We start from the raw sequence: 23,887 nt of genomic DNA, 5'->3' as shown, positions 1-23,887 counted from the left end.
CGCAACCGTCCACTGTGGGCGAAAGGATACCTCTTCGGGACGGGCTGCCATCCGGGGAACCGGGCATCGCCGCCCGGCGCGTCCACGATCACTACACTCGACCGTACGGCCGATGGTGGTGTCCGCCGAGCGGACACGACGGCGGTGTCCGGGTGGCGGAACGCGGCGTTTCGCCCGATCCTGATCACTCCCTGAGAACGGACCGCCCGGCGAAGGAATGCAGCAGGATGGCGGGTACGTTGCCGGAACCGGGCGCCGTGGAACGCGGCGGCGCTCCGTAGGCACATCCCAGGGAGGTCCGAACCGGTGCTCGACCCACACGAGCTCTACGAGCTCACCGACGATCTGCCCGACCTCGGTCAGCCGGTCCTGATCCAGGCCCTCACCGGCTTCGTCGACGCCGGAAGCGCCAGCCGGCTCGCCCGCGAGCAGCTGTTCAGCTCGCTGGAGGCCCGCCCCGTCGCGACGTTCGACCTCGACCAGCTCTTCGACTACCGCTCCCGCCGCCCCGTGATGACCTTCGTCGAGGACCACTGGGAGTCGTACGACGCCCCGAAGCTCGAACTGCACCTGCTGCGCGACGACGACGAGACCCCGTTCCTGCTGCTCACCGGCCCGGAACCGGACCTCCAGTGGGAGCGCTTCGTGGCCGCGGTCGCCGGGCTCGCCGCCCGGCTGGACGTCCGGCTCACCGTCGGGCTCAACTCGATCCCCATGGCGGTCCCGCACACCCGGCCCACCGGGGTCACCGCCCACGCCACGCGGCGCGAGCTGATCTCCGGGTACGAGCCCTGGTTGCAGCGGGTGCAGGTGCCGGGCAGCGTCGGCCACCTCCTCGAGTACCGCCTCGGCGAGCAGGGGCGCGACGCGATCGGCTTCGCGGCCCACGTCCCGCACTACGTGGCGCAGACCGAGTACCCGGCCGCCGCCGAGGTGCTGCTCGCCTCGGTGTCGCGCAGCACCGGCCTGCTGCTGCCCCGCGACGGGCTGCGCTCCGCCGCCGAGGTGGTACGGGTCGAGATCGACCGGCAGGTCGCCGAGACCGAGGACGCCGCCGCTCTCGTCCAGGCGCTGGAGGAGCAGTACGACGCCTTCGCCCGCGGTCGGGGCGAGAAGAACCTGCTCGCGCCGGAGGCGGGTTCGCTGCCGACCGCCGAGGAGCTCGGCGCGGAGCTGGAACGCTTCCTCGCCGAGCAGACCCGGCCGAACGACACCCCCGGGAGCTGACGGGCCGCCGGGCGCGCAGCGGGCCAGGCCGGCCGGACGCGCGGGCCGGGCCGGCGCGACACCCCGGGCCGCGGGTTCGCAGCGGCCCGGGCCGGACGGAGGCGCGGGCCGGGCCGGCGCGACACCCCGGGCCGCTGGTCCGGCACGCCGGCTCCCGATGCGGCAGGCTGGGGGCATGCGCCTGGCGACCTGGAACGTGAACTCGGTGAAGGCCCGGCTCCCGCGGCTGCTCGACTGGCTCGACGGCACCGCGCCCGACGTGGTGTGCCTCCAGGAGACCAAGTGCCCGGACGGCGCCTTCCCGGTCGCCGAGGTGGGCGAGCTGGGCTACACGGTGGCCAGTCACAGCGACGGCCGGTGGAACGGCGTGGCGCTGCTGTCCCGGGTCGGCCTGTCCGACGTGACGGTCGGGTTTCCGGGCGAGCCGGGCTTCCCGCTGCCCGAGGCCCGTGCCATCTCGGCCACCTGCGGCGGGCTGCGGGTGTGGTCGGTGTACGTGCCGAACGGCCGCGCCCCCGACGACCCGCACTACGCGTACAAGCTGGCCTGGCTCGCCGCGCTGCGCGACGCGCTGGAGCAGGAGCTCATCGGCGGGTTGCCGCTGACGGTCTGCGGGGACTTCAACGTGGCGCCGACCGACGCCGACGTGTGGGACCCGGCCGTGTTCACCCACTCCACGCACGTCACCCCGGCCGAGCGCGCCGCCCTCGCCGCGCTGCGCGACCTGGGGCTCACCGACGTGGTGCCCACGCCGATGAAGGGGCCGCACCCGTTCACGTACTGGGACTACCGGGCCGGCATGTTCCACCAGAACAAGGGCATGCGCATCGACCTCGTGTACGCGTCGGCGCCGTTCGCCCGCACGGTCCGCTCCGCGTACGTGGACCGGGAGGCGCGCAAGGGCAAGGGGCCCTCCGACCACGCGCCGATCGTGGTCGACGCCGAGCTCGTCCCCGCCGTCGAGGCGTTCTGAACCGTCCTGCCCTGGTTAGGGTGGGGGCATGGCAGTCGTGAAGATCAACGCGATCGACGTCCCGCCCGGCGCCGGCGAGGAGCTGGAGAAGCGGTTCGCGGCGCGGGCCGGCGCGGTGGAGAACTTGCCCGGCTTCCTCGGGTTCGAGCTGCTCCGCCCGGTCGCCGGGGAGAGCCGCTACTTCGTGTACACCAGGTGGGAGTCCGAGGAGGCGTACCAGGCGTGGGCCGCCGGCCCGTCGCGCGCCGCGCACGGGGGGCAGCAGCAGCGCCCCGTCGCCTCCGGCGCGACCCTCCTGGAGTTCGAGGTGGTCCAACAGGTCCCCTGACCGCCCCTCCCGACTCCCCCAACTCGCCCGTCGATCATGAAGTTATTGCCTCCCGGAGCGCTCCCACAGGGCAATAACTTCATGATCACCACTCGGGTGGGGCGCGGGGAGGCCGGCGGGAGGCCGGCGGGAGGCCGGGCGGGAGGCCGGGGCGGGAGGCCGGCGGGGGGTTAGGGCTCGCGCACCTTTGCCAGGGACGCGAAGGCGATGATGTTGTCCTCGTAGCCGGTCCGGCCGCCCAGGAACTCGCCGCCGCAGGTGATCAGTCGCAGCCCGGGCGGGCCCTCGTGGCCGTAGATGCGCTCGGCCGGCAGCCGGTCCTTGGGGAAGCGTTCCACCGAGTCGACCCGGAAGACGACCACCGTCCGGTCGGTCCGGGTCACCTCGACGGTGTCGCCGGGCTTCAGCTTGCCGAGGTCGTAGAAGACCGACGGGCCGTCCTTGGTGTCCACGTGCCCCACGATCACGGCGGGACCGGGCTCTCCCGGAGTCGGCCCGCGGTCGTACCAGCCCGTCTCGTTGTGCCGCTCCAGCGGCGGTACGTCGATCGAGCCGTCCCGCGCCTGCCCGACGGGCGCGACCGGCGCCGACACCTTGATCGTGGGCACCTCGAGGCGTACCGGTCGGCTCGCCCGCAGCGCGTTGGCGTCCTCGCGGGACGGCGACCGCTCCGTGCCGCTCGTCACCCAGTCCAGCGGCCCGACCGACCGGCCCAGCCCCATGCCCGTGACGAAGACGCCGCCGAGCACGCACAGCACCGCGAGCGGCACCGTCCACGGGCTCCGGCCGGACGCGCTCCGGCGGGCCGCGGTGGCGGCCGGGCGGGGGGAACGGGTGTCGACCATCGGCGGGCTCAGCGTCGGGCGGCGCCGCGGGGCCGGCGCATCGCCACCAGGGCCAGGACCAGGCCCGTGACCGTCAACGCCACCCCGCCGGGGAGCAGCAGGCCGCCGGGGAAGCCGCCGGCCGTGCCGCCGAACCCGGTGGCCGGGCCGCGGCTGGGCTGCACCGACTTGACCACCTGGAGCATCGTCGAGGCGGTCTCGCCGTCACGGCACTCCAGCTTGACGCGGTAGTTGCCGGGGCGGGTGCGCTCCCGCACCATCGGCGCCGCGGTGAGCAGCCCGCGCTGCGGCTGCACCTGGACCCGGCCGAACGCGTCCGACACCACGATGGCGGGGATCGAGTTGTCGCGGCAACTGGCCTCGATGCCGACCAGGAAGCCCGGCTGGATGGTGCTCGGGCTGACCTTCACGAAGACGTCCACGACCGGGGTGGGCTGGGGCGCCGCCACCACGTCGGGCTGGGAGGGGTCGGAATCCGCCTCCCGCTGCGGCTCGGGCGTGGGAGCGGCCTGCCCGAAGGCGGCGGGCGAGGCGGCCACGTACGAGGGAGGATCCTGCGTGGCCCCCTCGTGGTTGGAGGCGATCACCAGCAGGAGGCCGGCGACCACGGCGGACAGGACGAAGCCTTCGCGGGTCATCGCTCGCTGCCTCCTCCCGACGTCGTCGGGCCGTGCCGGGCGGCGGAGCAACCCGGCCTGCCGTACGAGATGGATCCTCTCATCCCTGGTCGCACATCACATCCGATCCGGCGCGACCGTCGCGTACGCTCGGAGCGCTGTGACCTCCACCGACCACGACCCCAGCGCCGCGCCGCCGCACCCGGTCCCGCGGACGGTCCGCACCTTCCATCCGCGACGGGGCCGGATGACCGGGCGGCAGACCGACGCGCTGGGCCGGCTCTTCCCCGCGTACGGCCTGGACGTCCCCGACGGACCCGGCGCTCCCGTCGACCCGGCCGTGCTGTTCGGCCGCGCGGCCCCCGTGGTGTTGGAGATCGGTTCGGGCATGGGCGAGACCACCGCGGTGATGGCCGGCGCCGACCCGGATCGAGATTATCTGGCCGTCGAGGTGCACACTCCGGGAATCGCGAACCTGCTGGACCTCGTGGAACGGCGCGGGCTGCGCAACGTCCGGGTGGCGCGGGGCGACGCCCTGGAACTGGTCCGCCGGCTGCCGGCCGGCTCGCTCGACGCGGTGCACATCTTCTTCCCCGATCCGTGGCCGAAGTCGCGGCACCACAAGCGGCGCCTGGTCCAGCCGGCGCACGTGGCGCTGCTGCGCGACCGGCTCGCCCCCGGTGGCAGCCTGCACTGCGCCACCGACTGGGCCGAGTACGCCGAGGCCATGCGGGACACCCTCGACGCCGACCCGGAGCTGGTCAACGCGTACGACGGCTTCGCTCCGCGCCCGGCGCACCGCCCGGTGACCAAGTTCGAGCGGCGGGCGCTGCTCGCCGGCCGCCCGGTCGCGGACCTGATCTACCGGCGGCGGTGAGCCCGGACGGGCGCCGGTCCGCGCCCGTGAGGTCCGTCCGCTACCCGGTTGGCGCCCGGGGGCATGATCCAGGCACCATTGACGGCCTATGACGCTCACCGCCGCGCTGCCCGCAAGCGCCGACCCCGACACCCTCTACGACGCGTTCGCCGGCTGGGCCAAGGAGCGCGGCTTCGACCTCTACCCCCACCAGGAGGAGGCGATCATCGAGATCGTCTCCGGCGCCAACGTGATCATGAATACGCCCACCGGCTCCGGCAAGAGCCTGGTGGCGACCGCGGCGCACTTCGCGGCCCTCGCCGACGACCGCACCACCTTCTACACCGCGCCCATCAAGGCGCTGGTGTCGGAGAAGTTCTTCGCCCTCTGCGAGATCTTCGGCGCGGAGAACGTCGGCATGCTGACCGGTGACGCCAGCGTCAACGCGGACGCCCCGATCATCTGCTGCACGGCCGAGATCCTGGCCAACCTCGCGCTGCGCGAGGGCGCCCGGGCCGACGTCGGTCAGGTGATCATGGACGAGTTCCACTTCTACGCCGAGCCGGACCGCGGCTGGGCGTGGCAGGTGCCGCTCATCGAGCTGCCGCAGGCCCAGTTCGTCCTGATGTCGGCCACGCTCGGCGACACGACCCGGTTCGTCGACGACCTGACCCGGCGCACCGGGCGGCCGACCGCCGTCGTCCGCTCGGCCGAGCGGCCGGTCCCGCTGCTCTTCTCGTACGCGATGACGCCGCTGCACGAGACCCTCGAGGAGCTGCTGGAGACCAAGCAGGCTCCCGTCTACGTCGTGCACTTCACGCAGGCCGCGGCCCTCGAACGCGCGCAGGCCCTGATGAGCGTGAACGTCTGCACCCGCGCCGAGAAGGACATGATCGCGAGTGCGATCGGAAACTTCCGCTTCACGTCCGGCTTCGGCAAGACGCTGTCCCGGCTGGTGCGGCACGGCATCGGCGTCCACCACGCGGGCATGCTGCCCAAGTACCGCCGGCTCGTGGAGACCCTCGCCCAGGCCGGGCTGCTCAAGGTCATCTGCGGCACCGACACCCTCGGCGTCGGCATCAACGTGCCGATCCGCACCGTCCTGTTCACCGGCCTGTCGAAGTACGACGGCACCCGTACCCGGCTGCTCAAGGCCCGCGAGTTCCACCAGATCGCCGGCCGGGCCGGCCGGGCCGGCTTCGACACCGTCGGCCGGGTCGTCGTGCAGGCGCCCGAGCATGTGATCGAGAACGAGAAGGCCCTCGCCAAGGCGGGCGACGACCCGAAGAAGCGGCGCAAGGTGGTCAAGAAGAAGCCGCCGGAGGGCTCGATCGGCTGGGGCGAGCCGACCTTCCAGCGGCTCGTGGAGGCCGAGCCCGAGCCGCTCACCTCCAGCTTCCAGGTCAGCCACTCGATGCTGCTCAACGTCATCGGCCGGCCCGGCGACGCGTTCGCCGCGATGCGGCACCTGCTCACCGACAACCACGAGGACCGCGCCGCCCAGCGCCGGCACATCCGGCGGGCCATCGCCATCTACCGGGCGCTGCGCGCCGGCGGGGTGGTCGAGGAGCTGCCCGAGCCGGACGAGACCGGCCGTCGGGTCCGACTCACCGTCGACCTCCAGCTCGACTTCGCCCTCAACCAGCCGCTCTCGCCCCTCGCCCTGGCCACCATCGAGCTGCTGGACCGGGAGTCCCCCGCGTACGCCCTCGACGTGCTCTCGGTGGTCGAGTCGATCCTCGACGACCCGCGCCAGGTGCTCTCGGCCCAGCAGTTCAAGGCCCGCGGCGAGGCGGTCGCCGCCATGAAGGCCGACGGCATCGAGTACGAGGCCCGGCTCGAACTGCTCGACGAGGTCACCTGGCCCAAGCCGCTCGCCGAGCTGCTGGAGTCGGCGTACGAGATGTACCGGCAGGGGCACCCCTGGGTGGCCGATCACCAGCTCTCCCCCAAGTCGGTCGTGCGGGACATGTACGAGCGGGCCATGACCTTCCCCGAGTACGTGCAGTTCTACGGGCTGTCCCGCTCCGAGGGTCTCGTCCTGCGCTACCTCGCCGACGCGTACAAGACGCTGCGGCAGACCGTCCCCGAGGACGCCAAGACCGAGGAGCTCGTCGACCTCATCGAGTGGCTCGGCGAGCTGGTCCGGCAGGTGGACTCCAGCCTCATCGACGAGTGGGAGCGGCTGCGCAACCCGTCCGACGTCGCGGCGGCCGCCGCGCCCCTGGACGACCGGGTGCCGGCCGTCACGCGCAACGCCCGGGCGTTCCGCGTGCTGGTGCGCAACGCGCTGTTCCGGCGGGTGGAGCTGGCCGCCCTGCGCCGCTGGGATCTCCTCGGCGAACTGGACGCCGCGGACGGCTGGAACGCGGACGCCTGGGCCGACGCGCTGGAGCCGTACTTCGAGGCGTACGACTCGATCGGCACGGGGCCCGACGCGCGCGGCCCGGCCCTGCTCATGATCGAGCAGGGCCGGGAGCGCTGGACGGTCCGGCAGATCCTCGACGACCCCGACGGCGACCACGACTGGGGCATCAGCGCCGAGGTCGACCTGGCCGCCTCGGACGAGGTGGGCGCCGCCGCGGTCCGGATCACGTCCGTCGGGCAGCTCTGACCGGTCGCCAAACCGTGTTGGCGGGACGGCCGAGCACGCCGGCCGGGTGGGTTCCCCCACCCGGCCGGCCTCGTCTCAGTGCTTCTTGAACACCGGCATGGTGTCCAGCGTGGTGGTGATGTTCTGCGTGGTGCCGCCCCGATACGTCTTCCCGGTGAAGATGTCGGTCCAGTCGTTGCCCGGCGGGAACCACACCGTCGTCGTGGCGGTGTCGCCGGGTGTCGTCACGGGAGCCACGAGGTAGTCCGGGCCGTAGAGGTACTCGGAACCGGCGGTGGCGTACGCGGCCTGCTCGTTCGGGTACGCCAGGTACATGGAGCGGACGATGGGCGTACCCGTGCGGGTGGCCTCCCGGGCCGCGGCGTAGGTGTACGGCAGCAGCTTCTCCCGGAGGTTCAGGAACTTCTTGGCCGACGCTTCCGCCGCCGGGCCGTACTGCCAGGGCAGCCGGTCGCTGTGGTTGGAGTGCAGCCGGTCGATCGGCTGGAACGTACCGAGCTGCACCCACCGGGCGTAGAGGTCGTCGGGCAGCTTCGTGCTGCCCGGTTCACTGCCCGGCTGCTGCAGGCCGTTCGTGTGCCCGCCGATGTCGTGGCTGACGGCGGCCAGCCCGGTGGCGGCCGACTCGCCCGGCGTGTAGCCGACCTCCATCCGCAGGGTCTGCCAGTCGGAGATGGTGTCGCCGGTGAAGTGCAGCGTGGTGCGCTTGTCGGCCCACGGTCCGGTCGGCACCGGGGTCGGGCTGCCGTAGCCGCCGGCCTGCAACGACCCGTACGCCCGGGAGAACGCGAACCCGGTCTTGTCGGCGTACTGCTGGTTGATCCACGCGTCCGGAGTCACCCCGGCGAGGGAGGACTTCGAGTTGTCGCAGCACCAGTCCATCCACCAGAGGTCGGGGCCCTTGCTGCCCTCCGGCACCATCTCGTCGTGGAGCTGCAGGTACGCCTTGAGCTGGTCCGGGTCGCCGAAGTCGAACGCGTAGCAGTCGGCGCCCCCGTTGCAGCCGACGCGCTGCAGCTTGCCCTTCGCGGTGGCCTGCGCCTGCGCGAACTTCGGGTCCGAGCCGAGGATGCTCGGGTGGATGTTGATGCCCGTGTGCAGGCCCTGCTTCCGGGCCCAGTCGAAGAACGCCTTCGGGTCGGGGATCCGGGTGGGGTCGATGCTCCAGCCGTTCCACTTGTCCGGCGCCTTGACGTCGGTGTCGAGGACGAGCACGTCCATCGGCACACCCTCGGCCCTGGCCCGGGCCACGAGGTTCTGGAACTCGGTCGCGGTGCGGTCGTAGTACTCGGAGTACCACACGCCGTACGCCCACTTGGGCAGTAGCTTCGTGGGCCCGGTCAGGGTCGACAGGTCCTTCAGGCCACGGGTGAAGTCCTGCCCGTACGCGAAGACGTAGCCGTCCTGCTCGGCGGCGGGCCGGGGCCGGGTGTCGCTCAGGGCCGAGGCCGAGTCGTCGAGCAGGTACCAGCCGTCCTGGTAGAGCAGGCCCGGATAGGTGGGCGCGGAACCGTCCACGCCGTCCAGGCCCCGGCGGTAGCCGCCGAGCGGCGCGTGCGGGGCGAGCAGCGGGGCGTCCGCGCTCGTGACGGCGACCGTGTCCACGTTGACGTTGCAGCTGGCGTCCGTGGGGCAGCCCAGCGTCACGGTGTTGGTGCCGCGCTCCAGGTGGACGGGGACGGAGACCGTGTTCCAGTAGTCCCACCCGCTGGTCGGCGGAAGGGTCGCCGTGACCGGCGCCGCCGTACCCGCCGTGACCGACATGGTGCGCGCCTGGCTCGGCTGGGAGCCGGCCTGGCCGTTGGCGTAGCGGATCTGCACCCGGTAGTCACCCGGGGCCGGGACGTCGGTCACGGTGAGCGCGTCGGCGGACGCGGTGCTCTCCAGGCCGGCCAGGAATCCCGTGCCGGAGGCGCCGTTGTGGTCGTTCGCGGGCTTCGCGCCGCCGGTCAGCGCGCCGGTCTCGGCCTCGCCCAGCGTGCCGAACCGCAGGGGCTGCGGCTGGGGCGCGGCGGGCGCCGGGAACGGATCGCCCGGGTCGACCACCGCGAGGCTGTCGATGTTCACGTTGCCGGAGTCGCCGGGACCGCGTACCACGCTGACCTCGTGCCGGCCGGCGGTGAGCTCGACCGGCACGCTGGCCAGGCCCCAGGTGTCCCAGTTCGCGGTGGGCGGCAGCGTCAGCGTGTGGCCGGCGCCGCCGTCGACCTGAACCGTCAGGGTCCGGGTCACGGTCTGGCCGTCGCCGCCGGCGCTGTTGGCGTAGCGGACGGCGAGCTGCTTCGTGCCGTCTGCCGGAGCATCGACCGCGAACGTGACCGAGTCGCCGGAGGAGGTGAAACCGGCCGCGAAGCCGCGTCCGGTGTAGCCCCGGTGGTCGGTGGCCACGCCGGGACCGCTCAGCTGGAGCGACTCGGCCTCACAGAGCGTGCCGAGCGCGCAGTCCGGAGCACTGTGGCCCGCCCAGGGCCGGCCCTGCACGACCTGCTTGCCGGTGGTGAGCTGCACGGTGAGGTTGTCGGCGGTGAACGCGCCCGAGCCGACCCGGTACCGCAGCGTCATCGCGCCGGTGTCGATGGTGAGCCAGCCGTGGTCGACGTGCTTCGTGAAGCGCGTACGGGGGAAGTCGTCGCGCCCGACGGCGTTGAACGTGGCGGCGTCGGTGAACCTGCCGTCCTTCTGGTACTCGGTGCGGATCAGGGTCGGGGACAGCACTTCGAAACGTGCCCCGCCCGACCGGACGGCTTCGTCCTTCGCCTGCTGACGGCCGGCCTGGGCCGGTGCGGACGGAGCGAGTGTCAGCCCCGTGATGAGGATGCCGGCTGCGGCGGCCGCTGTGGCGCCGCGACGGCGTGAACCTCGATAGAGCAAGGTGGGCTCCTCGTCTCATATGGAGGAAATGAGTCGATGACAACGTTGTCATTCGTCCGAAACACCTGTCAACGGATCTTGGTGGGTGTCCCTCCTCTCTTCCGCCGGCGGTCGCCCGTCCGGCGGGCGCCGCACATACACGCGATTGGGACGACCTGGAGACGGCCTGGGCGATGTCAGTCCCGTCTATTAGAATGTATGTACTAATAGAGCTCCTGACCTGGGAGGACGACCGTGACCGCGCCCGCCTCCGCACCCCTCACGCCCTACGCCACGCTCCTCGGCTTCACCCGCTACGTCGACCGCACGGGCCCCACGAAGGCGACCTTCGTCGGCGGCCTGCGCAAGCAGCGGGCCAGCCGGCACGGCTTCAACCCGCACGGCCAGTTCGTGAAGGCCCTCAAGGCCGACATCGCCTTCCACACCGGCGGCACCCACCTCGACCAGGTGGCCGACCAGGTCAAGCCGCGCTGGCGCCCGCTCTACCAGGCGCTGGTGCCGGGCGCCACCGCCTGGCTGCACAGCCTCGGCGAGCCCACGTCGGTCGACCTGGCCCAGACCCGCGACGCCCTCGCCATGCTCGGCGACCTGCCCGTCAAGATCAACCCGCACTTCGGCGTACGCCACGCCGACGGCCGCGTCGAGGCGGTCCGGCTGCACTTCGACGAGACCCCGCCCAGCGAGGAGGCGGTGCTCGCCACGCTGCACCTCATGGCCCGCCACATGGACGCGGTGCTCCCGCACGCCGAGCCGGTCCTCGTCGACGTCCGGCGCGGCCAGGCGCACCGCATGCCCGACAACGTCAAGCCCGACCAGATCGAACGCTGGCTCGCCGGCGAGGCGGCCGCCTTCCGCGCCCTCTGGTCCACCGCCGCCTGACCGCCCACACCCGCCCGCGCCCAACCCGGCCCGCCTGCCACATCCGTCTGCGCCCACTGCGTCCCAAATGCACAAGATCCGCGCAACATCAGCGATGTTGTCGCCTCCGCCGCGCGGGAGGCGACATCTTCCGAGGTGTTGCGCGGATCTTGACGTCGGGGCGCAGCCGCCGGGTTATCCACAGGGTCTGCGCGGCGGCATCCCCGCAGTCCAGGGTGGGGCCATGCCCGTCGCACCTCGCCGCCCCACCCACCTACGCGGACGCGTCTTCCGGGGATCCGACGTCGTGACCCGGGGGTTGCTGACCCGCGCGGAGCTGCGCAGCCGCGCGTGGCAACGGCTCTTCCGCGATGTCTACGCCGATGCCGAGCTCGCCGTGTCACACCGCACGCGCTGCCTGGCGGCGGCTCGGTGGGTGCTGCCGACAAACGCGGTGATCGCCGGACGCAGTGCGGCAAGCCTCTACGGCGTCGGAGCGGTCGGCGCCGCCGAGCCGCTCGACGTGCTCGTGCCGGCGGGGTCGCGGTTCGGGCCTGTCTCCGGGCTCGCGGTGCACACCGCCGACGTTCACCGGGCCGATGTCCGGCTCCGCGCAGGGATCCCGGTCACCACACCGTTGCGCACCTGTTGGGATCTTGCCCAGTGGCTTCCGATCGAGGAGGCCGTAGCCGTCGTGGACGGGCTGGCCGCCCGCCGCCTGGTGCGACTCGACGAGTTGCGCGGGTGTGCGCGCGACCGGCTCGGGATGCGCGGGTGGAAGCGCATGCTCCAGGTGGCGGGGCTGGCCGATCCCGGTGCGGAGTCGGCTCCGGAGTCCCTCCTGAGAGTCCGGCTCGTGCTGGCCGGGTTACCCCGGCCCGTCACCCAGTTCGTGGTCGAACGCGACGGCCGCTTCGTCGCGCGGCTCGACCTCGCCTGGCCCGACCAACGGGTCGCCGTCGAGTACGACGGGCTCTGGCATCACGATCCCGAGCAGTTCCACCGCGACCGCCGCCGTCTCAACCGGCTCGTCGGTGAAGACTGGATTGTGTTGCACGTGACCGCGAAGCGCCTCAGGGACGACTTCGAGGGCATCGTGGCCGAACTCCGGCAGGCCCTGCGCTCACGGGCCCGATGACCTCGGCCGACACGAAGATCCGCGCAACTTCAGGGAAAATGTCCCCTCCGCCGTGGCGGAGGCAGCATCTTCGGTGAAGTTGCGCGGATCATCTTGGGGTCGCGCGGACCGCGGCCCCGGCTCGGTCAGGCGGTCAGGTACTTCTGCAGGTCGTCGAGGATCTTGTTGGCGGCGCCGACGCCGATCCCCGTCATCCAGACCTCGTCGGACACCACGTACGCCTTGTTCGCCTTCACGGCGGACAGGTTCTTCCACAGGCTGCCCGCCGTGACGGTGGCCTGCTCGGCGGCGGCCTTCTCGCCGTACGCCGTCACGAAGATGACGTCACCGTCGACCTCGTTCACCCGCTCGGGGCTGACCAGGTCGAAGCGCTTGTCCTCCTTGTTGGCGAGCATCTGCCGCTCGGGGCGGCCCAGCCCGGTGTCGCCCAGCACGATGCCGGAGAAGGAGTCCGGGCCGTAGACGCGGATGTTGCCGGGCAGGAACCGGACGATGGAGATCTTGCGGGAGGCGGCGTCGCCCAGCTTCGCGCCGAAGTCCTTGGCCCGCGTCTCGTACGAGGCCAGCAGGTCCTTCGCCTCCTGCTCCTTGCCGAGCGCCTTGCCGTCGAGGAGAAAGTTCTCCTTCCACGTGATGCCGACCTTCTCCGTGAAGACGGTCGGCGCGATGGCGGCCAGCTCGTCGTAGAACTTCTCCTGGCGGAACTTGCTGCCCAGGATCAGGTCCGGCTTGAGGGCGTTGATCGCCTCAAGGTCGGGCTCACCGAGCACCCCGACCTCCTTGATGGAGGCGAGCTTGTCGGCGCCGAAGTACGTCGGCCAGCTCTTCGCCTCGCCGGCGGTCGCGGCGCCCACCGGGGTGACCCCGAGGGAGAGCGCGGTGTCGATCTTGTCGGTGTCGAGCACGACGACGCGCTGCGGGTGGGCCGGCACTTTCGTGGTGCCCATGGCGTGGGTGATCTCCCGGGTCTCCCCGCCGGTGGTGCCGGCGACCGGGTCGCTCTCACCGCAGGCGGTGAGGCCGACGCCGAGGGCGACGGCCGCGGCGAGGACGGCGACGAGACGACGCATCAGTTTCCTTCCGAAGGGTACGAGCCGGCGAGTGCGCCGGCGGCTGGGGTGGCGCCGGAATCCGCGGCGCCAGTGGCAGACGCAGTGCCAGCGGCAGACGCGGCGCCAGCGGCAGACGCGCCGCCGGCGGCAGGCGCGCCGGAACCCGCGGCCCCGGCGGCCAGGGTGGGGCTGGTGAGTGCGGGCACCACGAGCGGCGCCCCGGTCACCGGGCAGGGCACGACCACACAGTCGAGCCCGAACACCTCGCGGACCAGGTCCGCGGTGAGGATCTCCCGCGGCGGCCCGGCGGCCACCACGGCGCCTTCCCGCATCGCGACCAGGTGGTCGGCGTACCGGGCGGCCTGGTTGAGGTCGTGCAGCACGGCGACCACGGTGCGACCCCGCTCGGCGCGCAGCCGGTGCAGCAGGTCCAGCACCTCCACCTGGTGGGCCAGGTCGAGGAACGTGGTCGGCTCGTCCAGCAGCAGCGCCTCGGTGTCCTGCGCGAGGGTCATGGCGATCCAGACCCGCTGCCGCTGCCCGCCGGAGAGCGTGTCGACGGGCCGGTCCGCGAGGCCCGCGACGTCGGCCAGGGCCATGGCCCGGTCGACGGCGACGCGGTCCTCCTCGGACCACTGCCGCCACCAGCGCTGGTACGGCTGCCGGCCCCGCCCCACGAGGTCGGCGACGGTGACCCCCTCGGGCACGAGCGGGCTCTGCGGCAGCACGCCGAGACGCCGGGCCACCTCGCGGGTGGGCAGGTCCCGGATGGCGGTGCCGTCCAGCAGCACGGTGCCCCGGCGCGGGGTGAGCAGCCGGGCCAGGGTCCGCAGCAGGGTCGACTTGCCGCAGGCGTTCGGCCCGACGATCACGGTGAACGCGTCGGAGGGCAGCTCCAGGGTCAGCCCGTCCAGCACGGTCCGCTCGTCGTAACCGGCGACCAGGTCGCGGGTGGAGAGCATCACGCCTCCCGAAGGGTGGACGAATGGGGATGGCGACGGACGGTCACGACGACCGCCGCCGGCCGCGCAGCAGCAGGTACATGAGGTACGGGCCGCCGATGGCGGCGGTCAGCACGCCGGCCGGCAGCTGGGTGGGCGCGAGGAGCCGCCGACCCGCGAGGTCGGCCAGCACCAGCAGCAGGGCGCCGAGCAGCGCGGAGCAGAGCAGGGGCGGCCGCTCGGCGCGTACCAGCCGGCGGGCCACCTGCGGCGCCACGAGCGCCACGAAGTCGACGGCGCCGACCTGCGCCGTCACCATCGCGGCGACGAGGACGCCGGTGCCGGCGAGCCCGACGCGGCGGGCCACCGGGCGCAGCCCGATCCCCCGGGCCGTGTCGTCGTCGAGGGCCGTGCTGTTGAGCGCCCAGCCGGCCCAGGCGAGCACGGGCAGCAGCACGAGCAGGGTCACGGCGATCCAGGTCGCCTCGGTCCAGCCCTTGCCGGCGAGGGTGCCGATGAGCCAGACCTGGGCGCGCTGCCCGTCGATCGGATCGGCGGTCAGCATGACCACCTCGGTGAGGGCCCGCAGGGCGAACGCCACCGCCACACCGGCCAGCACGAACCGCTGTGCGGCCAGCCCGTGCCGCGCGCCGAGGGCGAGCAGCAGGACCGCGGCGGCGAGCCCGCCGGCCAGCGCCGCCGGCGCCACCAGGGCGACGGCCATGCCACTGGTCAGCGCCACCGTCGCGGCGAGGCCGGCGCCCTGGGTGATGCCGATGACGTCCGGGCTCGCGAGGGGGTTGCGCGCCACGCTCTGGATCAGCGTGCCGGCCACCCCGAACGCGGCGCCGGCCACGGCGGCCAGCACGACACGCGGCAGCCGCAGGTCGAAGACCACCAGGTCGTACGGGGTGCCGGCACCGGAGAGCGCGTGCAGGACGTCGGCCGGGGCGACGTACGGGGTGCCGAGCGAGAGGCTGAGCACGAAGGCCGCCGCCAGCAGCACGACGAGCACCGCGGCGACCACCACCGAGCGACGCCGGACCTGCATCCGCAGCGGGCCGACCCGCAGCAGGGAGCGGCCGGGCAGCCGGTCGGTGCCGCCGCCCGCGACGGCCGGATCAGTGACCGTGGTCGGGGCGCTCACGCGGCCGCTCCGCGCCACCCGACCGCGGGGCGGGGCGCCCCGTGGGCGTGCCGACTGGTCTGCTCGCTCACGCGGTCACCACCTTCGCGCGACGGACCAGGACGGCGAGCAGCGGCGCGCCGATCAGGGCCGTGATGATGCCCGCCGGGATCTCGCCCGGCGGGTCGACCAGCCGGCCGACGATGTCGGCGCCGAGCAGCAGCGCCGGCCCGAGCAGGGCGGAGACCGCGAGGGTCCACCGGTGGTCGGCGCCGACCAGGGCCCGGGCCAGGTGCGGCACGGCCAGTCCCACGAACGCGATCGGCCCGGCGGCCGCGACGGCCGCGCCGGTGAGCAGCACCGCGGCGACGCCGCCGCCGATGCGGACGAGCCCGATGCGGTGGCCGAGGCCGCGTGCCACGTCGTCGCCGAGGGCGAGCGCGTCCAGCCCGCGGGCCACGAGGGCGGCCAGCACGAGCCCGGCGAGCACGAACGGGAGCACCTGCACGGCGACCGACAGGTCCCGCCCGGTGAGCCCGCCGACCACCCAGAACCGGTACTCCTCGAAGGTGCGGGCGTCGATGCTGAGCAGCGCGTACACCACGGAGGCGAGACTGGCGTCGAGCGCCGCGCCGACCAGCGCGAGGGTGACCGGGCTGGCGCCCTCCCGGGCCCGGCTGGCCACCGCGAAGACCAGCAGGCCGGCGAGGAGCGCGCCGCCGATGCCGAACCAGACGTACCCGGCGAGCGTCCCCACGCCGAACACGCTGATGGCGAGCACCACGCCGCACGAGGCGCCGGCGCTGATGCCGAGGATGCGCGGCTCGGCGAGCGGGTTGCGGGTCAGCGCCTGGAAGAGCACGCCGGCCACGGCGAGCGCGAGGCCGACGGCGAGACCGAGGGCGGTACGCGGCAGCCGCAACTCGCGGACGATCGTGCTGGCCTCGCCGCCGTCGGGCGCGACCAGGGCGTGCCACACCTGGTCGACGGGGAGGGGCCGGCTGCCCAGGGCGAAGCTCGCCAGCACCACGAGCAGCAGCGCGAGCGCGGCCGCGGAGGTGACCGCGAGCCGCCGCCCGTTTCCGGTGCGGCTGCGGCGGCCGGTGGTCGCCGGCCGGTCGAGGAGGGTGGTCACGAGTCTCCCGCGGATTCGCGCTTAGGTTCGCCTTACCTTATCCGACCCGCATGGGGTCCCCGATCCGGTGGTCGTACATCGAACCCCGTTGACCTGGGCGGACAGCCGGCGAGAGCGGCGGCGGCGCAGCGTGCGCGGCCCTAGGGTGGGGACATGCGATTCGACCAGCACACGGTCGTCCTCCTGGCCCGCCCCGCGGATGCCCCGGAGCTGCCGCGGGACGCCGCCGACCGGTTGCAGGCCGCGCACCTGGCCCACCAGGCGGGTCTCGTGGAGCAGGGGCTGGTCCTGGCGGCGGGGCCGTTCGTCGACACCGACGACGAGCGGCTGCGCGGTCTCGTCGTGCTGTCCGTGCACCGCGACATGGCGCGTGAGCTCTACCACAACGACCCGGCCGTGCGCGCCGGGCAGTTGGAGGCACGGGTGGTGAGCTGGATGGTCCCCGAGGGTGACGTGCGGTTCGAGGGCGTGCCGATCCCCCGCTCCATGCTGGAGGCGGCGGCCGGCGACTGACCAGGTGCCCGCTCGCGACTGACCGGTGGGAATGGTGGGTGGGCGTCGTCGCGGGGGCGCTCGGTCACCTCGCCTTCGGCCGGACCGGCTTCAAGATCGCGCTCGTGGTGGTCGGGCTCGCGCTCGCCGCGTGGGCCGGCCTACGACGTCGACGCCCGGCCGCCGACGAGCCGGACGACCAGCGGCCCGCGGACGCCGCGGACTGACGGCACGGCGGACGGCGACACCGCGCCGGCGGACCGACCACACGGCCGCGCCTTGATCGACACCATTCCGGCGATCCGGCGGTGTCCACGCCGCGGAGATACCGCCACATCGGCGAAACGGAGTCGATCAGGCTCGCCGGCCCCGGCGCCGCCGGGGTCGTTCAGTCGCCGGGGCGTGGCGCGGGCACCGCGTCGGCCGTCCCGTCGACCCGCTGGTCGGCCCATACGTACGTCTCGGGGAGCAGGTCGCCGATCGACACGACGCGCGGCGCATCGGCCGGGCCGACGATGACCCGGATCGACGGGAAGTAGTCGCGCAGCACCTGCCGGCAGCGCCCGCACGGCGGGATCACCCCGCGCCCCCGGTCGCCCACGGCGACGATGGTCTCCAGCTCGGTCACGCCCTGGGTGGCGGCGGCGCCGATCGCCACCACCTCCGCACAGGGGCCGCCCGTGAAGTGGTAGACGTTCACGCCGGTGAAGACGCGGCCATCGGCGGTACGGGCCGCGGCGGCCACGGTGTGGTTCTCGCTGCGGCAGCGCAGCTTCGCGACGGCCGTGGCGGCCTGCACCAGCGCCCGGTCGGTGTCCCGCATCTCCATGCCGCTCCCCCGTGCTCGGTCGGCGGCCACTCTAGCCCGGCCGGCTCCACGGCCCGATCCAGCCCGGCCGGCTCCACGGCCCGGTCCAACCCGGCCGGCTCCACGGCCCGAACCGCCCGGATGATCGCCGGGCGGTAAACCAGGAGGCGGTCCCGGAGCCGCGGACTAATCTTGGCGGTGACATGCAGAATCCAGCCACACCCGCCGCGCCCGACACCGTACGGGAGCTGCACCGCCGCCTCTCCCCCCTCCTGTTCCGCGACCAGCGCCGGCTCCAGCGGCGGCTGGACGGTGTGCGGAAACTGCGCGACCCGCAGCGGCGGGAGGCGGCGCTCGCCGAGATCACCACCGAGGTCGACCGGGCCGAGCAGCGGCTGGCCGAGCGCCGAGCCGCCGTGCCGACGGTCACCTACCCGGCCGGCCTGCCGGTGAGCGAGCGCAGGGACGACATCGCCGCCGCGATCCGCGACCACCAGGTGGTGATCGTCGCGGGCGAGACCGGCTCCGGGAAGACCACCCAGTTGCCCAAGATCTGCCTGGAACTGGGGCGCGGGATCAACGGGCTGGTGGGGCACACCCAGCCGCGCCGGCTCGCCGCGCGTACGGTCGCCGATCGGATAGCCGAGGAGCTCGGCACCGAGCTGGGCGACGTGGTGGGCTACAAGGTCCGCTTCACCGACCAGGTGAGCGAGCGCAGCCTCGTGAAGCTGATGACCGACGGCATCCTGCTCGCCGAGTTGCAGACCGACCGGATGCTGCGCCAGTACGACACGCTGATCATCGACGAGGCCCACGAGCGCAGCCTCAACATCGACTTCATCCTCGGCTACCTGAAGCAGCTCCTTCCTCGCCGGCCCGACCTCAAGGTGGTCATCACCTCGGCGACCATCGAGACCGACCGGTTCGCGCGGCACTTCGCCGACGCCGAGGGCAGGCCCGCGCCGGTCATCGAGGTCTCCGGGCGGACGTACCCGGTCGAGGTGCGCTACCGGCCGCTCGTCGAGGTCGCCGAGTCGGAGGAGGACGACGGGGACGAGGAGAACGTCCGGGACCAGATCCAGGCGATCGGCGACGCCGTCGAGGAGCTGGCCGCCGAGGGCCCCGGCGACGTCCTGGTCTTCCTCAGCGGCGAGCGGGAGATCCGCGACACGGCCGAGGCGCTGGGGCGGCTGGTCGAGAAGAAGCCCGTGCTGCGGGGCACCGAGATCCTGCCGCTGTACGCCCGGCTCTCCGCCGCCGAGCAGCACCGCGTGTTCGCCCCGCACCGCGGGCGACGGGTGGTGCTCGCGACGAACGTGGCGGAGACGTCGCTGACCGTTCCTGGCATCAAGTACGTGGTCGACCCGGGCACCGCCCGCATCTCCCGCTACAGCAACCGTCTCAAGGTGCAGCGGCTGCCGATCGAGCCGGTGTCGCAGGCGTCGGCCAACCAGCGCAAGGGCCGCTGCGGCCGCACCTCGGACGGCATCTGCATCCGCCTCTACGACGAGCAGGACTTCGCGTCCCGCCCCGAGTTCACCGACCCGGAGATCCTGCGCACCAACCTCGCCTCGGTCATCCTCCAGATGACGGCGATCGGGCTCGGTGACATCGCGGCGTTCCCGTTCATCGACCCGCCGGACCGCCGCAACATCACCGACGGCGTCAACCTGCTGCACGAGCTGGGCGCGCTGGACCCGGCGGAGTCCGACCCGGCGAAGCGGCTGACGCCGCTCGGGCGGCGGCTCGCCCAGCTGCCCGTGGACCCCCGGCTGGCCCGCATGGTCGTCGAGGGTGAGCGCAACGGCTGTGCCACCGAGGTCATGGTGATCGCGGCGGCGCTGTCGATCCAGGACCCCCGGGAGCGGCCGGCCGACCGGCAGGCCCAGGCCGACCAGGCGCACGCCCGGTTCACCGACCGCGAGTCGGACTTCGTGGCGCTGCTGAACCTGTGGCGCTACCTGCGGGAGCAGCAGCGGGCCCTGTCGTCGAGCGCCTTCCGTCGGATGTGCAAGGCGGAATACCTGAACTACCTGCGCGTACGCGAGTGGCAGGACATCGTGAGCCAGCTGCGCCAGGTGCTTCGTGCCCCCGAGCAGGGCCGCGGTGGGCGACCGGCCCGGGAGGCCGGCGCGACCGACGGCGGCCGGCGCGGCGTCGGCGCGGACCTGCCGGAGGAGATCGACACCCCGAAGGTGCACCAGTCGCTGCTGGCCGGGCTGCTCTCGCACGTCGGGCTCAAGGACGCGCAGAAGAACGAGTACCTGGGCGCGCGGGGGGCGAAGTTCGGGCTGTTCCCCGGCTCGGCGCTGTTCCGCAAGCCGCCGCGCTGGGTGGTGGTGGCCGAGCTGGTGGAGACGTCCCGGTTGTGGGGCCGGATCGCCGGCCGGGTCGAGCCGGAGTGGGTGGAGCCACTCGCCCAGCACCTGGTCAAGCGCAGCTACAGCGAGCCGCACTGGGAGAAGAAGCAGGCGGCCGTCATGGCGTACGAGAAGGTCACCCTCTACGGGATCCCGCTCGTCACCGCCCGGAAGGTGAACTTCGGCCGGATCGACCCGGCGCTGAGCCGCGAGCTGTTCATCCGGCACGCCCTCGTCGAGGGCGACTGGCAGACCCACCACCACTTCTGGCGGGACAACCAGCGGCTGCTCACCGAGATCGAGGAGCTGGAGAACCGCGCCCGCCGCCGGGACATCCTCGTCGACGACCAGACCATCTTCGACTTCTACGACGCCCGGATCCCCGCCGACGTGGTCTCCGGCCGCCACTTCGACGCGTGGTGGAAGAAGACCCGGCGGGAGCGGCCGGACCTGCTCACCTTCACCCGCGAGCTGCTGGTCAACGCCGGCCGGGGCGGCGTTGACGAGGCCGATTACCCCGACGAGTGGCGCGCCGACGGGGTGGCCCTGCCGTTGACGTACCGGTTCGAACCGGGCACCGCGACCGACGGCGTCACCGTCGACATCCCGCTGCCGCTGCTCAACCAGGTGCCGGCGGAGAGCTTCGACTGGCAGGTGCCGGGGTTGCGGGAGGAGCTGGTGGTGGCTCTCATCCGCTCGCTGCCCAAGGCGCTGCGGCGCAACTTCGTCCCGGTGCCCGACTACGCCCGGGCCGCGCTCGCCGCGATGCCCGCCGGCGAGGAACCGCTGCTGGACGCGCTGACCCGGCAGCTGCGCCGGATGACCGGCGTCACCGTGCCCCGCGACGCGTGGGACCCCTCGAAGCTGCCGCCACACCTGCGGGTGACGTTCCGGGTGCTCGGCGAGGACGAGAAGCCGGTCGCCGAGGGCAAGGACCTGCCGGCGCTGCAACGCCAGCTCAAGCAGGAGGTACGCCAGGTCGTGGCGGCCGCCGCGCCGGACGTGGCCCGCACCGGGCTGCGCGAGTGGAGCATCGGCACGCTGCCCCGCACCATCGAGCAGGTCCGGGCCGGGTACGCGGTGACCGCGTACCCGGCGCTCGTCGACGAGGGCGCCACGGTGGGCGTACGGGTCTTCGACTCGGCGGCCGAGGCGGAGGCGGCGCACTGGGCGGGCACCCGGCGGCTGCTGCGCCTCACCGTGCCGTCGCCCGCGAAGTTCCTCCAGGGCCGGCTCAGCAACGAGGCGAAGCTGGCGCTGTCCCGCAACCCGCACGGCGGGGTGCAGGCGCTCATCGAGGACGCGGCCGGCGCGGCGATCGACAGGCTGGTCGCCGACGCGGGCGGCCCGGCCTGGGACGCCGACGGGTTCGCGGCACTGCGGGAGCGGGTCCGGGCGGACCTCGTGGACACGGTGGTCGAGGTGATGGACCGGGCCCGCAAGGTGCTCGCGGCCGCGTACGCGGTGGAGCAGCGGCTCGGCCGGACGCAGAACCTCGCCGTGGTGGCCGCGTTGGCCGACATCCGCGCCCAGCTCACCGGGCTCGTGCACGCCGGGTTCCTCACCGAGGCCGGGTACGCCCGCCTGCCCGACCTGCTGCGCTACCTCACCGCGATCGAGCGGCGGCTGGACCGGCTGCCGGGCAACCCGCAGCGGGACAAGCAGCAGCAGGACCGGATCGCCGTGGTGCAGAAGGAGTACCAGGACATGCTGGCCGCGCTGCCGGCCGCGAAGCGGCAGTCGGCGGCGGTCCGGCAGATCCGCTGGATGATCGAGGAGCTGCGGGTGAACGTGTTCGCCCAGGCGCTGGGCACCCCATACCCGGTGTCGGAGCAGCGGATCTACCGGGCGATGGACGAGGCCGAGGGGCGCTGAGCGAACCGGTCCGGGGGTGTGGCGCGGGGCGGAGCGGGAACACGCTCGCCTCCGCGTGCCGACCGGGCACGCCACCGGGTGAGGAGACCAGCCCGTGCCCACTGCCCGTGCCACCTCCGGAGCAGTCTCCCGCGGCGGGACCACCCGCCCGCCCCGATCGGCCGCCGCCACGCAGCCGGGGCGCCGGCCCCGGCCCGACCGCGTGGCGGCCGCCGTCCGCCTCGCCGGGCTGGTCGCGGCCGGGGTGGCCATGCTCCTGTTCGGCTTCCTGCACCTGCCCGGCAGTCCGGTCCACCCGGTGCGCGAGACGGTGAGCGACTACGCGCTGGCCCGCCACGGGTGGCTGTTCGACGTGGCCGTCCTGACGCTGGCCGCCGCGTCGGCGCTGCTGCTCGCCCCGGCGCTGCGACGGTCCGGCCCGACCGCCGGCGGGTGGGGGTGGCTGCTGCCGGCCGCGGGACGGGTCACCCTGGGCGCCTGGTGCCTGGGACTCGTCGTCCTGGTCGTCTTCCCCCGCGATCCGGCCGGCGTGCCCGTGACGACCACCGGCGAACTCCACCGCTGGGCCGCCGTCGCCGCCCTGTCCGGGCTGCCCGTCGGCGCGCTGCTGGTCGCCGTACGGCATCCGGGGCGGCTCGCCCGGGTCGTGGTCCTCGCGGCGGTCGCCTGCGCCGTGGCGCTGGTCCCCTTCGTGGCGGCCTACCTCGTGGGCTCGCCGCTGCGCCCGTTCGTCGGCCTTCTCGAACGCCTCGTGTGCCTCGGCGAGGTCGGTCTGCTGGTGCTGGTCGCCCACCTGCACCGCAACACCGGCGCCTACAGCGGTTCGACGCCCGGCGGGAGTTCGCCCTCGGCGGTGGCGTCGCGCACGTACTCAAGCAGGATGCGGCGCAGCTCGCGGCCCGCGTGGGTGGGCACCACGTCGCGGCGGCGCGCCACCGCGATGGTCCGGGTGACGCCGGGCGGGGCGAGCCGGGTGATCCGCACACCGGGGCGGCGGGCCACCACGATGCCGGGCACCAGCGCGACGCCCAGGCCGGCCTCGACGAAGCTCAGCACCGCGTCCATCTCGCCGCCGTCGACCGCCAGCGTCGGCTCGAAGCCGGCGGCGCGGCACGCCTGAATGGTGGCGTCGCGCAGGTCGTAGCCCTCCCGGAACATGACGAGCGGCCGGTCCCGAAGGTCGGTGATGCGCAGCTCTCCGCTGACCGTGGTGGCGGGCAGCTCCTGGAGGGACGCGACCACGAGGCTCTCGCGCAGGATCGGGTCGGCGCGCAGCCCCGGGTCGGCGCCGGTGGACGGCATGATGATCAGCGCCAGGTCCAGGTCGCCGCGGAGCAGGTCGCGGACGAGGTCCTGCGAGCCGCCCTCCTCCACCCGCAGGTCCACCGAGGGGTGGGCGTCGCGGAACCGGCGCAGCACGGGCGGGGCGAGCGAGGTGGCCAGGCTCGGGGTGGCGCCGAGGCGTACCCGGCCGCGGCGCAGCCCGACCAGCTCCTGCACCTCGCGCGTGGCGGTCTCCACGTCGGCGAGGATCCGCTTGGCCAACGGCAGGAGCACCTCGCCGGCGGCGGTGAGGGCGATGTTGCCCCTTACCCGCTCGAACAGCGGGGCCCCGAGGTCGGCCTCCAGAGCGTGAATTTGCTTACTCAACGAGGGCTGGGTTATGCCGACGATGTCGGCGGCCTGGGTGAAATGTCGTACTTCGGCCACCGCAACGAAGTACTTCAGCTGATGTAGCTGCATCTACATAGCCTACGTCTATCAAGACTGC

19 protein-coding genes and 1 pseudogene are annotated in these 23,887 nt (G+C 73.3%); 11 read left to right on the top strand and 9 right to left on the bottom strand.

The window, feature by feature from the left end:
• Positions 1 to 306 precede the first annotated feature (306 nt).
• The 3 genes from ACSNOA_RS12250 (at position 307) to ACSNOA_RS12240 (ending at position 2,528) form a co-directional block, all read left to right on the top strand.
• Complete coding sequence (locus ACSNOA_RS12250; RefSeq protein ID WP_436658099.1) at positions 307 to 1,227, top strand: proteasome assembly chaperone family protein; 921 nt, start codon at positions 307 to 309, stop codon at positions 1,225 to 1,227.
• Between the two features lie 175 nt (positions 1,228 to 1,402).
• A complete protein-coding gene (locus ACSNOA_RS12245) occupies positions 1,403 to 2,200 on the top strand; it encodes an exodeoxyribonuclease III (RefSeq protein WP_436658098.1) in 798 nt (265 codons plus the stop codon).
• A gap of 28 nt (positions 2,201 to 2,228) precedes the next feature.
• Positions 2,229 to 2,528, top strand: a complete 300-nt coding sequence (locus ACSNOA_RS12240; RefSeq protein WP_436658097.1) for an antibiotic biosynthesis monooxygenase family protein — start codon at positions 2,229 to 2,231, stop codon at positions 2,526 to 2,528.
• A 170-nt stretch (positions 2,529 to 2,698) separates the two neighbouring features.
• Here ACSNOA_RS12240 and ACSNOA_RS12235 read toward each other — a convergent pair whose 3' ends face one another.
• Together ACSNOA_RS12235 and ACSNOA_RS12230 are read right to left on the bottom strand one after the other, a co-directional pair.
• Positions 2,699 to 3,373, bottom strand: coding sequence for a class F sortase (locus tag ACSNOA_RS12235; RefSeq protein WP_436658096.1), 675 nt, complete (start codon positions 3,371 to 3,373; stop codon positions 2,699 to 2,701).
• A gap of 8 nt (positions 3,374 to 3,381) precedes the next feature.
• A complete protein-coding gene (locus ACSNOA_RS12230; RefSeq protein WP_436658095.1) occupies positions 3,382 to 4,011 on the bottom strand; it encodes a hypothetical protein in 630 nt (209 codons plus the stop codon).
• 139 nt (positions 4,012 to 4,150) lie between these two features.
• Between ACSNOA_RS12230 and trmB the strand changes: the two genes are divergently transcribed.
• Positions 4,151 to 4,867: a tRNA (guanosine(46)-N7)-methyltransferase TrmB gene (gene trmB / locus ACSNOA_RS12225; RefSeq protein ID WP_436658094.1), complete on the top strand. Its 717-nt coding sequence runs from the start codon at positions 4,151 to 4,153 to the stop codon at positions 4,865 to 4,867.
• Between the two features lie 88 nt (positions 4,868 to 4,955).
• Positions 4,956 to 7,460, top strand: coding sequence for a DEAD/DEAH box helicase (locus ACSNOA_RS12220; RefSeq protein WP_436658093.1), 2,505 nt, complete (start codon positions 4,956 to 4,958; stop codon positions 7,458 to 7,460).
• Positions 7,461 to 7,535: 75 nt separating this feature from the next.
• Here ACSNOA_RS12220 and ACSNOA_RS12215 read toward each other — a convergent pair whose 3' ends face one another.
• Entirely contained in the window at positions 7,536 to 10,175 is a 2,640-nt protein-coding gene (locus tag ACSNOA_RS12215) for a TIM-barrel domain-containing protein (RefSeq protein WP_436658092.1), read from the bottom strand.
• 390 nt (positions 10,176 to 10,565) lie between these two features.
• Here ACSNOA_RS12215 and ACSNOA_RS12210 point away from each other — a divergent pair, with 390 nt between their 5' ends.
• Together ACSNOA_RS12210 and ACSNOA_RS12205 are read left to right on the top strand one after the other, a co-directional pair.
• A complete protein-coding gene (locus ACSNOA_RS12210; protein WP_436658091.1) occupies positions 10,566 to 11,210 on the top strand; it encodes a hypothetical protein in 645 nt (214 codons plus the stop codon).
• A gap of 286 nt (positions 11,211 to 11,496) precedes the next feature.
• Positions 11,497 to 12,327 carry an endonuclease domain-containing protein gene (locus ACSNOA_RS12205; protein WP_436658090.1) on the top strand — a complete coding sequence of 277 codons (831 nt, stop codon included), beginning with the start codon at positions 11,497 to 11,499 and terminating at the stop codon, positions 12,325 to 12,327.
• A gap of 125 nt (positions 12,328 to 12,452) precedes the next feature.
• Here the strand turns inward: ACSNOA_RS12205 and ACSNOA_RS12200 are convergent, their stop codons facing one another.
• From ACSNOA_RS12200 to ACSNOA_RS12185, 4 genes are all read right to left on the bottom strand, one after another.
• The gene (locus ACSNOA_RS12200) at positions 12,453 to 13,397 is read right to left on the bottom strand and encodes an ABC transporter substrate-binding protein (protein ID WP_436658089.1); all 945 of its coding nucleotides are present in this window, start codon (positions 13,395 to 13,397) and stop codon (positions 12,453 to 12,455) included.
• Positions 13,397 to 14,341 (bottom strand): ABC transporter ATP-binding protein, encoded by a 945-nt coding sequence (locus ACSNOA_RS12195; protein ID WP_436658088.1) that lies wholly within the window; start codon positions 14,339 to 14,341, stop codon positions 13,397 to 13,399. The genes ACSNOA_RS12200 and ACSNOA_RS12195 overlap by 1 nt, the downstream gene beginning before the upstream one ends.
• 43 nt (positions 14,342 to 14,384) lie before the next feature.
• A complete protein-coding gene (locus ACSNOA_RS12190) occupies positions 14,385 to 15,467 on the bottom strand; it encodes a FecCD family ABC transporter permease (RefSeq protein WP_436658087.1) in 1,083 nt (360 codons plus the stop codon).
• A gap of 67 nt (positions 15,468 to 15,534) precedes the next feature.
• Entirely contained in the window at positions 15,535 to 16,581 is a 1,047-nt protein-coding gene (locus ACSNOA_RS12185; protein WP_436658086.1) for a FecCD family ABC transporter permease, read from the bottom strand.
• A gap of 153 nt (positions 16,582 to 16,734) precedes the next feature.
• On the opposite strand from ACSNOA_RS12185, the gene ACSNOA_RS12180 reads away from it, so the two are divergent.
• Together ACSNOA_RS12180 and ACSNOA_RS12175 are read left to right on the top strand one after the other, a co-directional pair.
• Positions 16,735 to 17,094: a YciI family protein gene (locus tag ACSNOA_RS12180; protein ID WP_436658085.1), complete on the top strand. Its 360-nt coding sequence runs from the start codon at positions 16,735 to 16,737 to the stop codon at positions 17,092 to 17,094.
• 38 nt (positions 17,095 to 17,132) lie between these two features.
• Positions 17,133 to 17,300 carry a hypothetical protein gene (locus ACSNOA_RS12175; protein ID WP_436658084.1) on the top strand — a complete coding sequence of 56 codons (168 nt, stop codon included), beginning with the start codon at positions 17,133 to 17,135 and terminating at the stop codon, positions 17,298 to 17,300.
• A gap of 161 nt (positions 17,301 to 17,461) precedes the next feature.
• On the opposite strand, the gene ACSNOA_RS12170 is transcribed toward ACSNOA_RS12175, so the two are convergent.
• Positions 17,462 to 17,902: a cytidine deaminase family protein gene (locus ACSNOA_RS12170; protein WP_436658083.1), complete on the bottom strand. Its 441-nt coding sequence runs from the start codon at positions 17,900 to 17,902 to the stop codon at positions 17,462 to 17,464.
• Between the two features lie 182 nt (positions 17,903 to 18,084).
• Here ACSNOA_RS12170 and hrpA point away from each other — a divergent pair, with 182 nt between their 5' ends.
• Positions 18,085 to 22,116, top strand: a complete 4,032-nt coding sequence (gene hrpA / locus ACSNOA_RS12165) for an ATP-dependent RNA helicase HrpA (protein WP_436658082.1) — start codon at positions 18,085 to 18,087, stop codon at positions 22,114 to 22,116.
• A gap of 94 nt (positions 22,117 to 22,210) precedes the next feature.
• Positions 22,211 to 22,894: pseudogene (locus tag ACSNOA_RS12160) on the top strand (DUF998 domain-containing protein); the annotation flags it as partial.
• 35 nt (positions 22,895 to 22,929) lie between these two features.
• On the opposite strand, the gene ACSNOA_RS12155 reads toward ACSNOA_RS12160, so the two are convergent.
• A complete protein-coding gene (locus ACSNOA_RS12155) occupies positions 22,930 to 23,859 on the bottom strand; it encodes a LysR family transcriptional regulator (protein ID WP_436658081.1) in 930 nt (309 codons plus the stop codon).
• Positions 23,860 to 23,887 lie beyond the last annotated feature (28 nt).

Source organism: Micromonospora sp. URMC 103, assembly GCF_051386435.1.
GTDB lineage: Bacteria > Actinomycetota > Actinomycetes > Mycobacteriales > Micromonosporaceae > Micromonospora.
The sequence above is the reverse complement of the archived record's forward strand: the minus strand, read 5'-3'. Positions and strand labels throughout refer to the sequence as shown.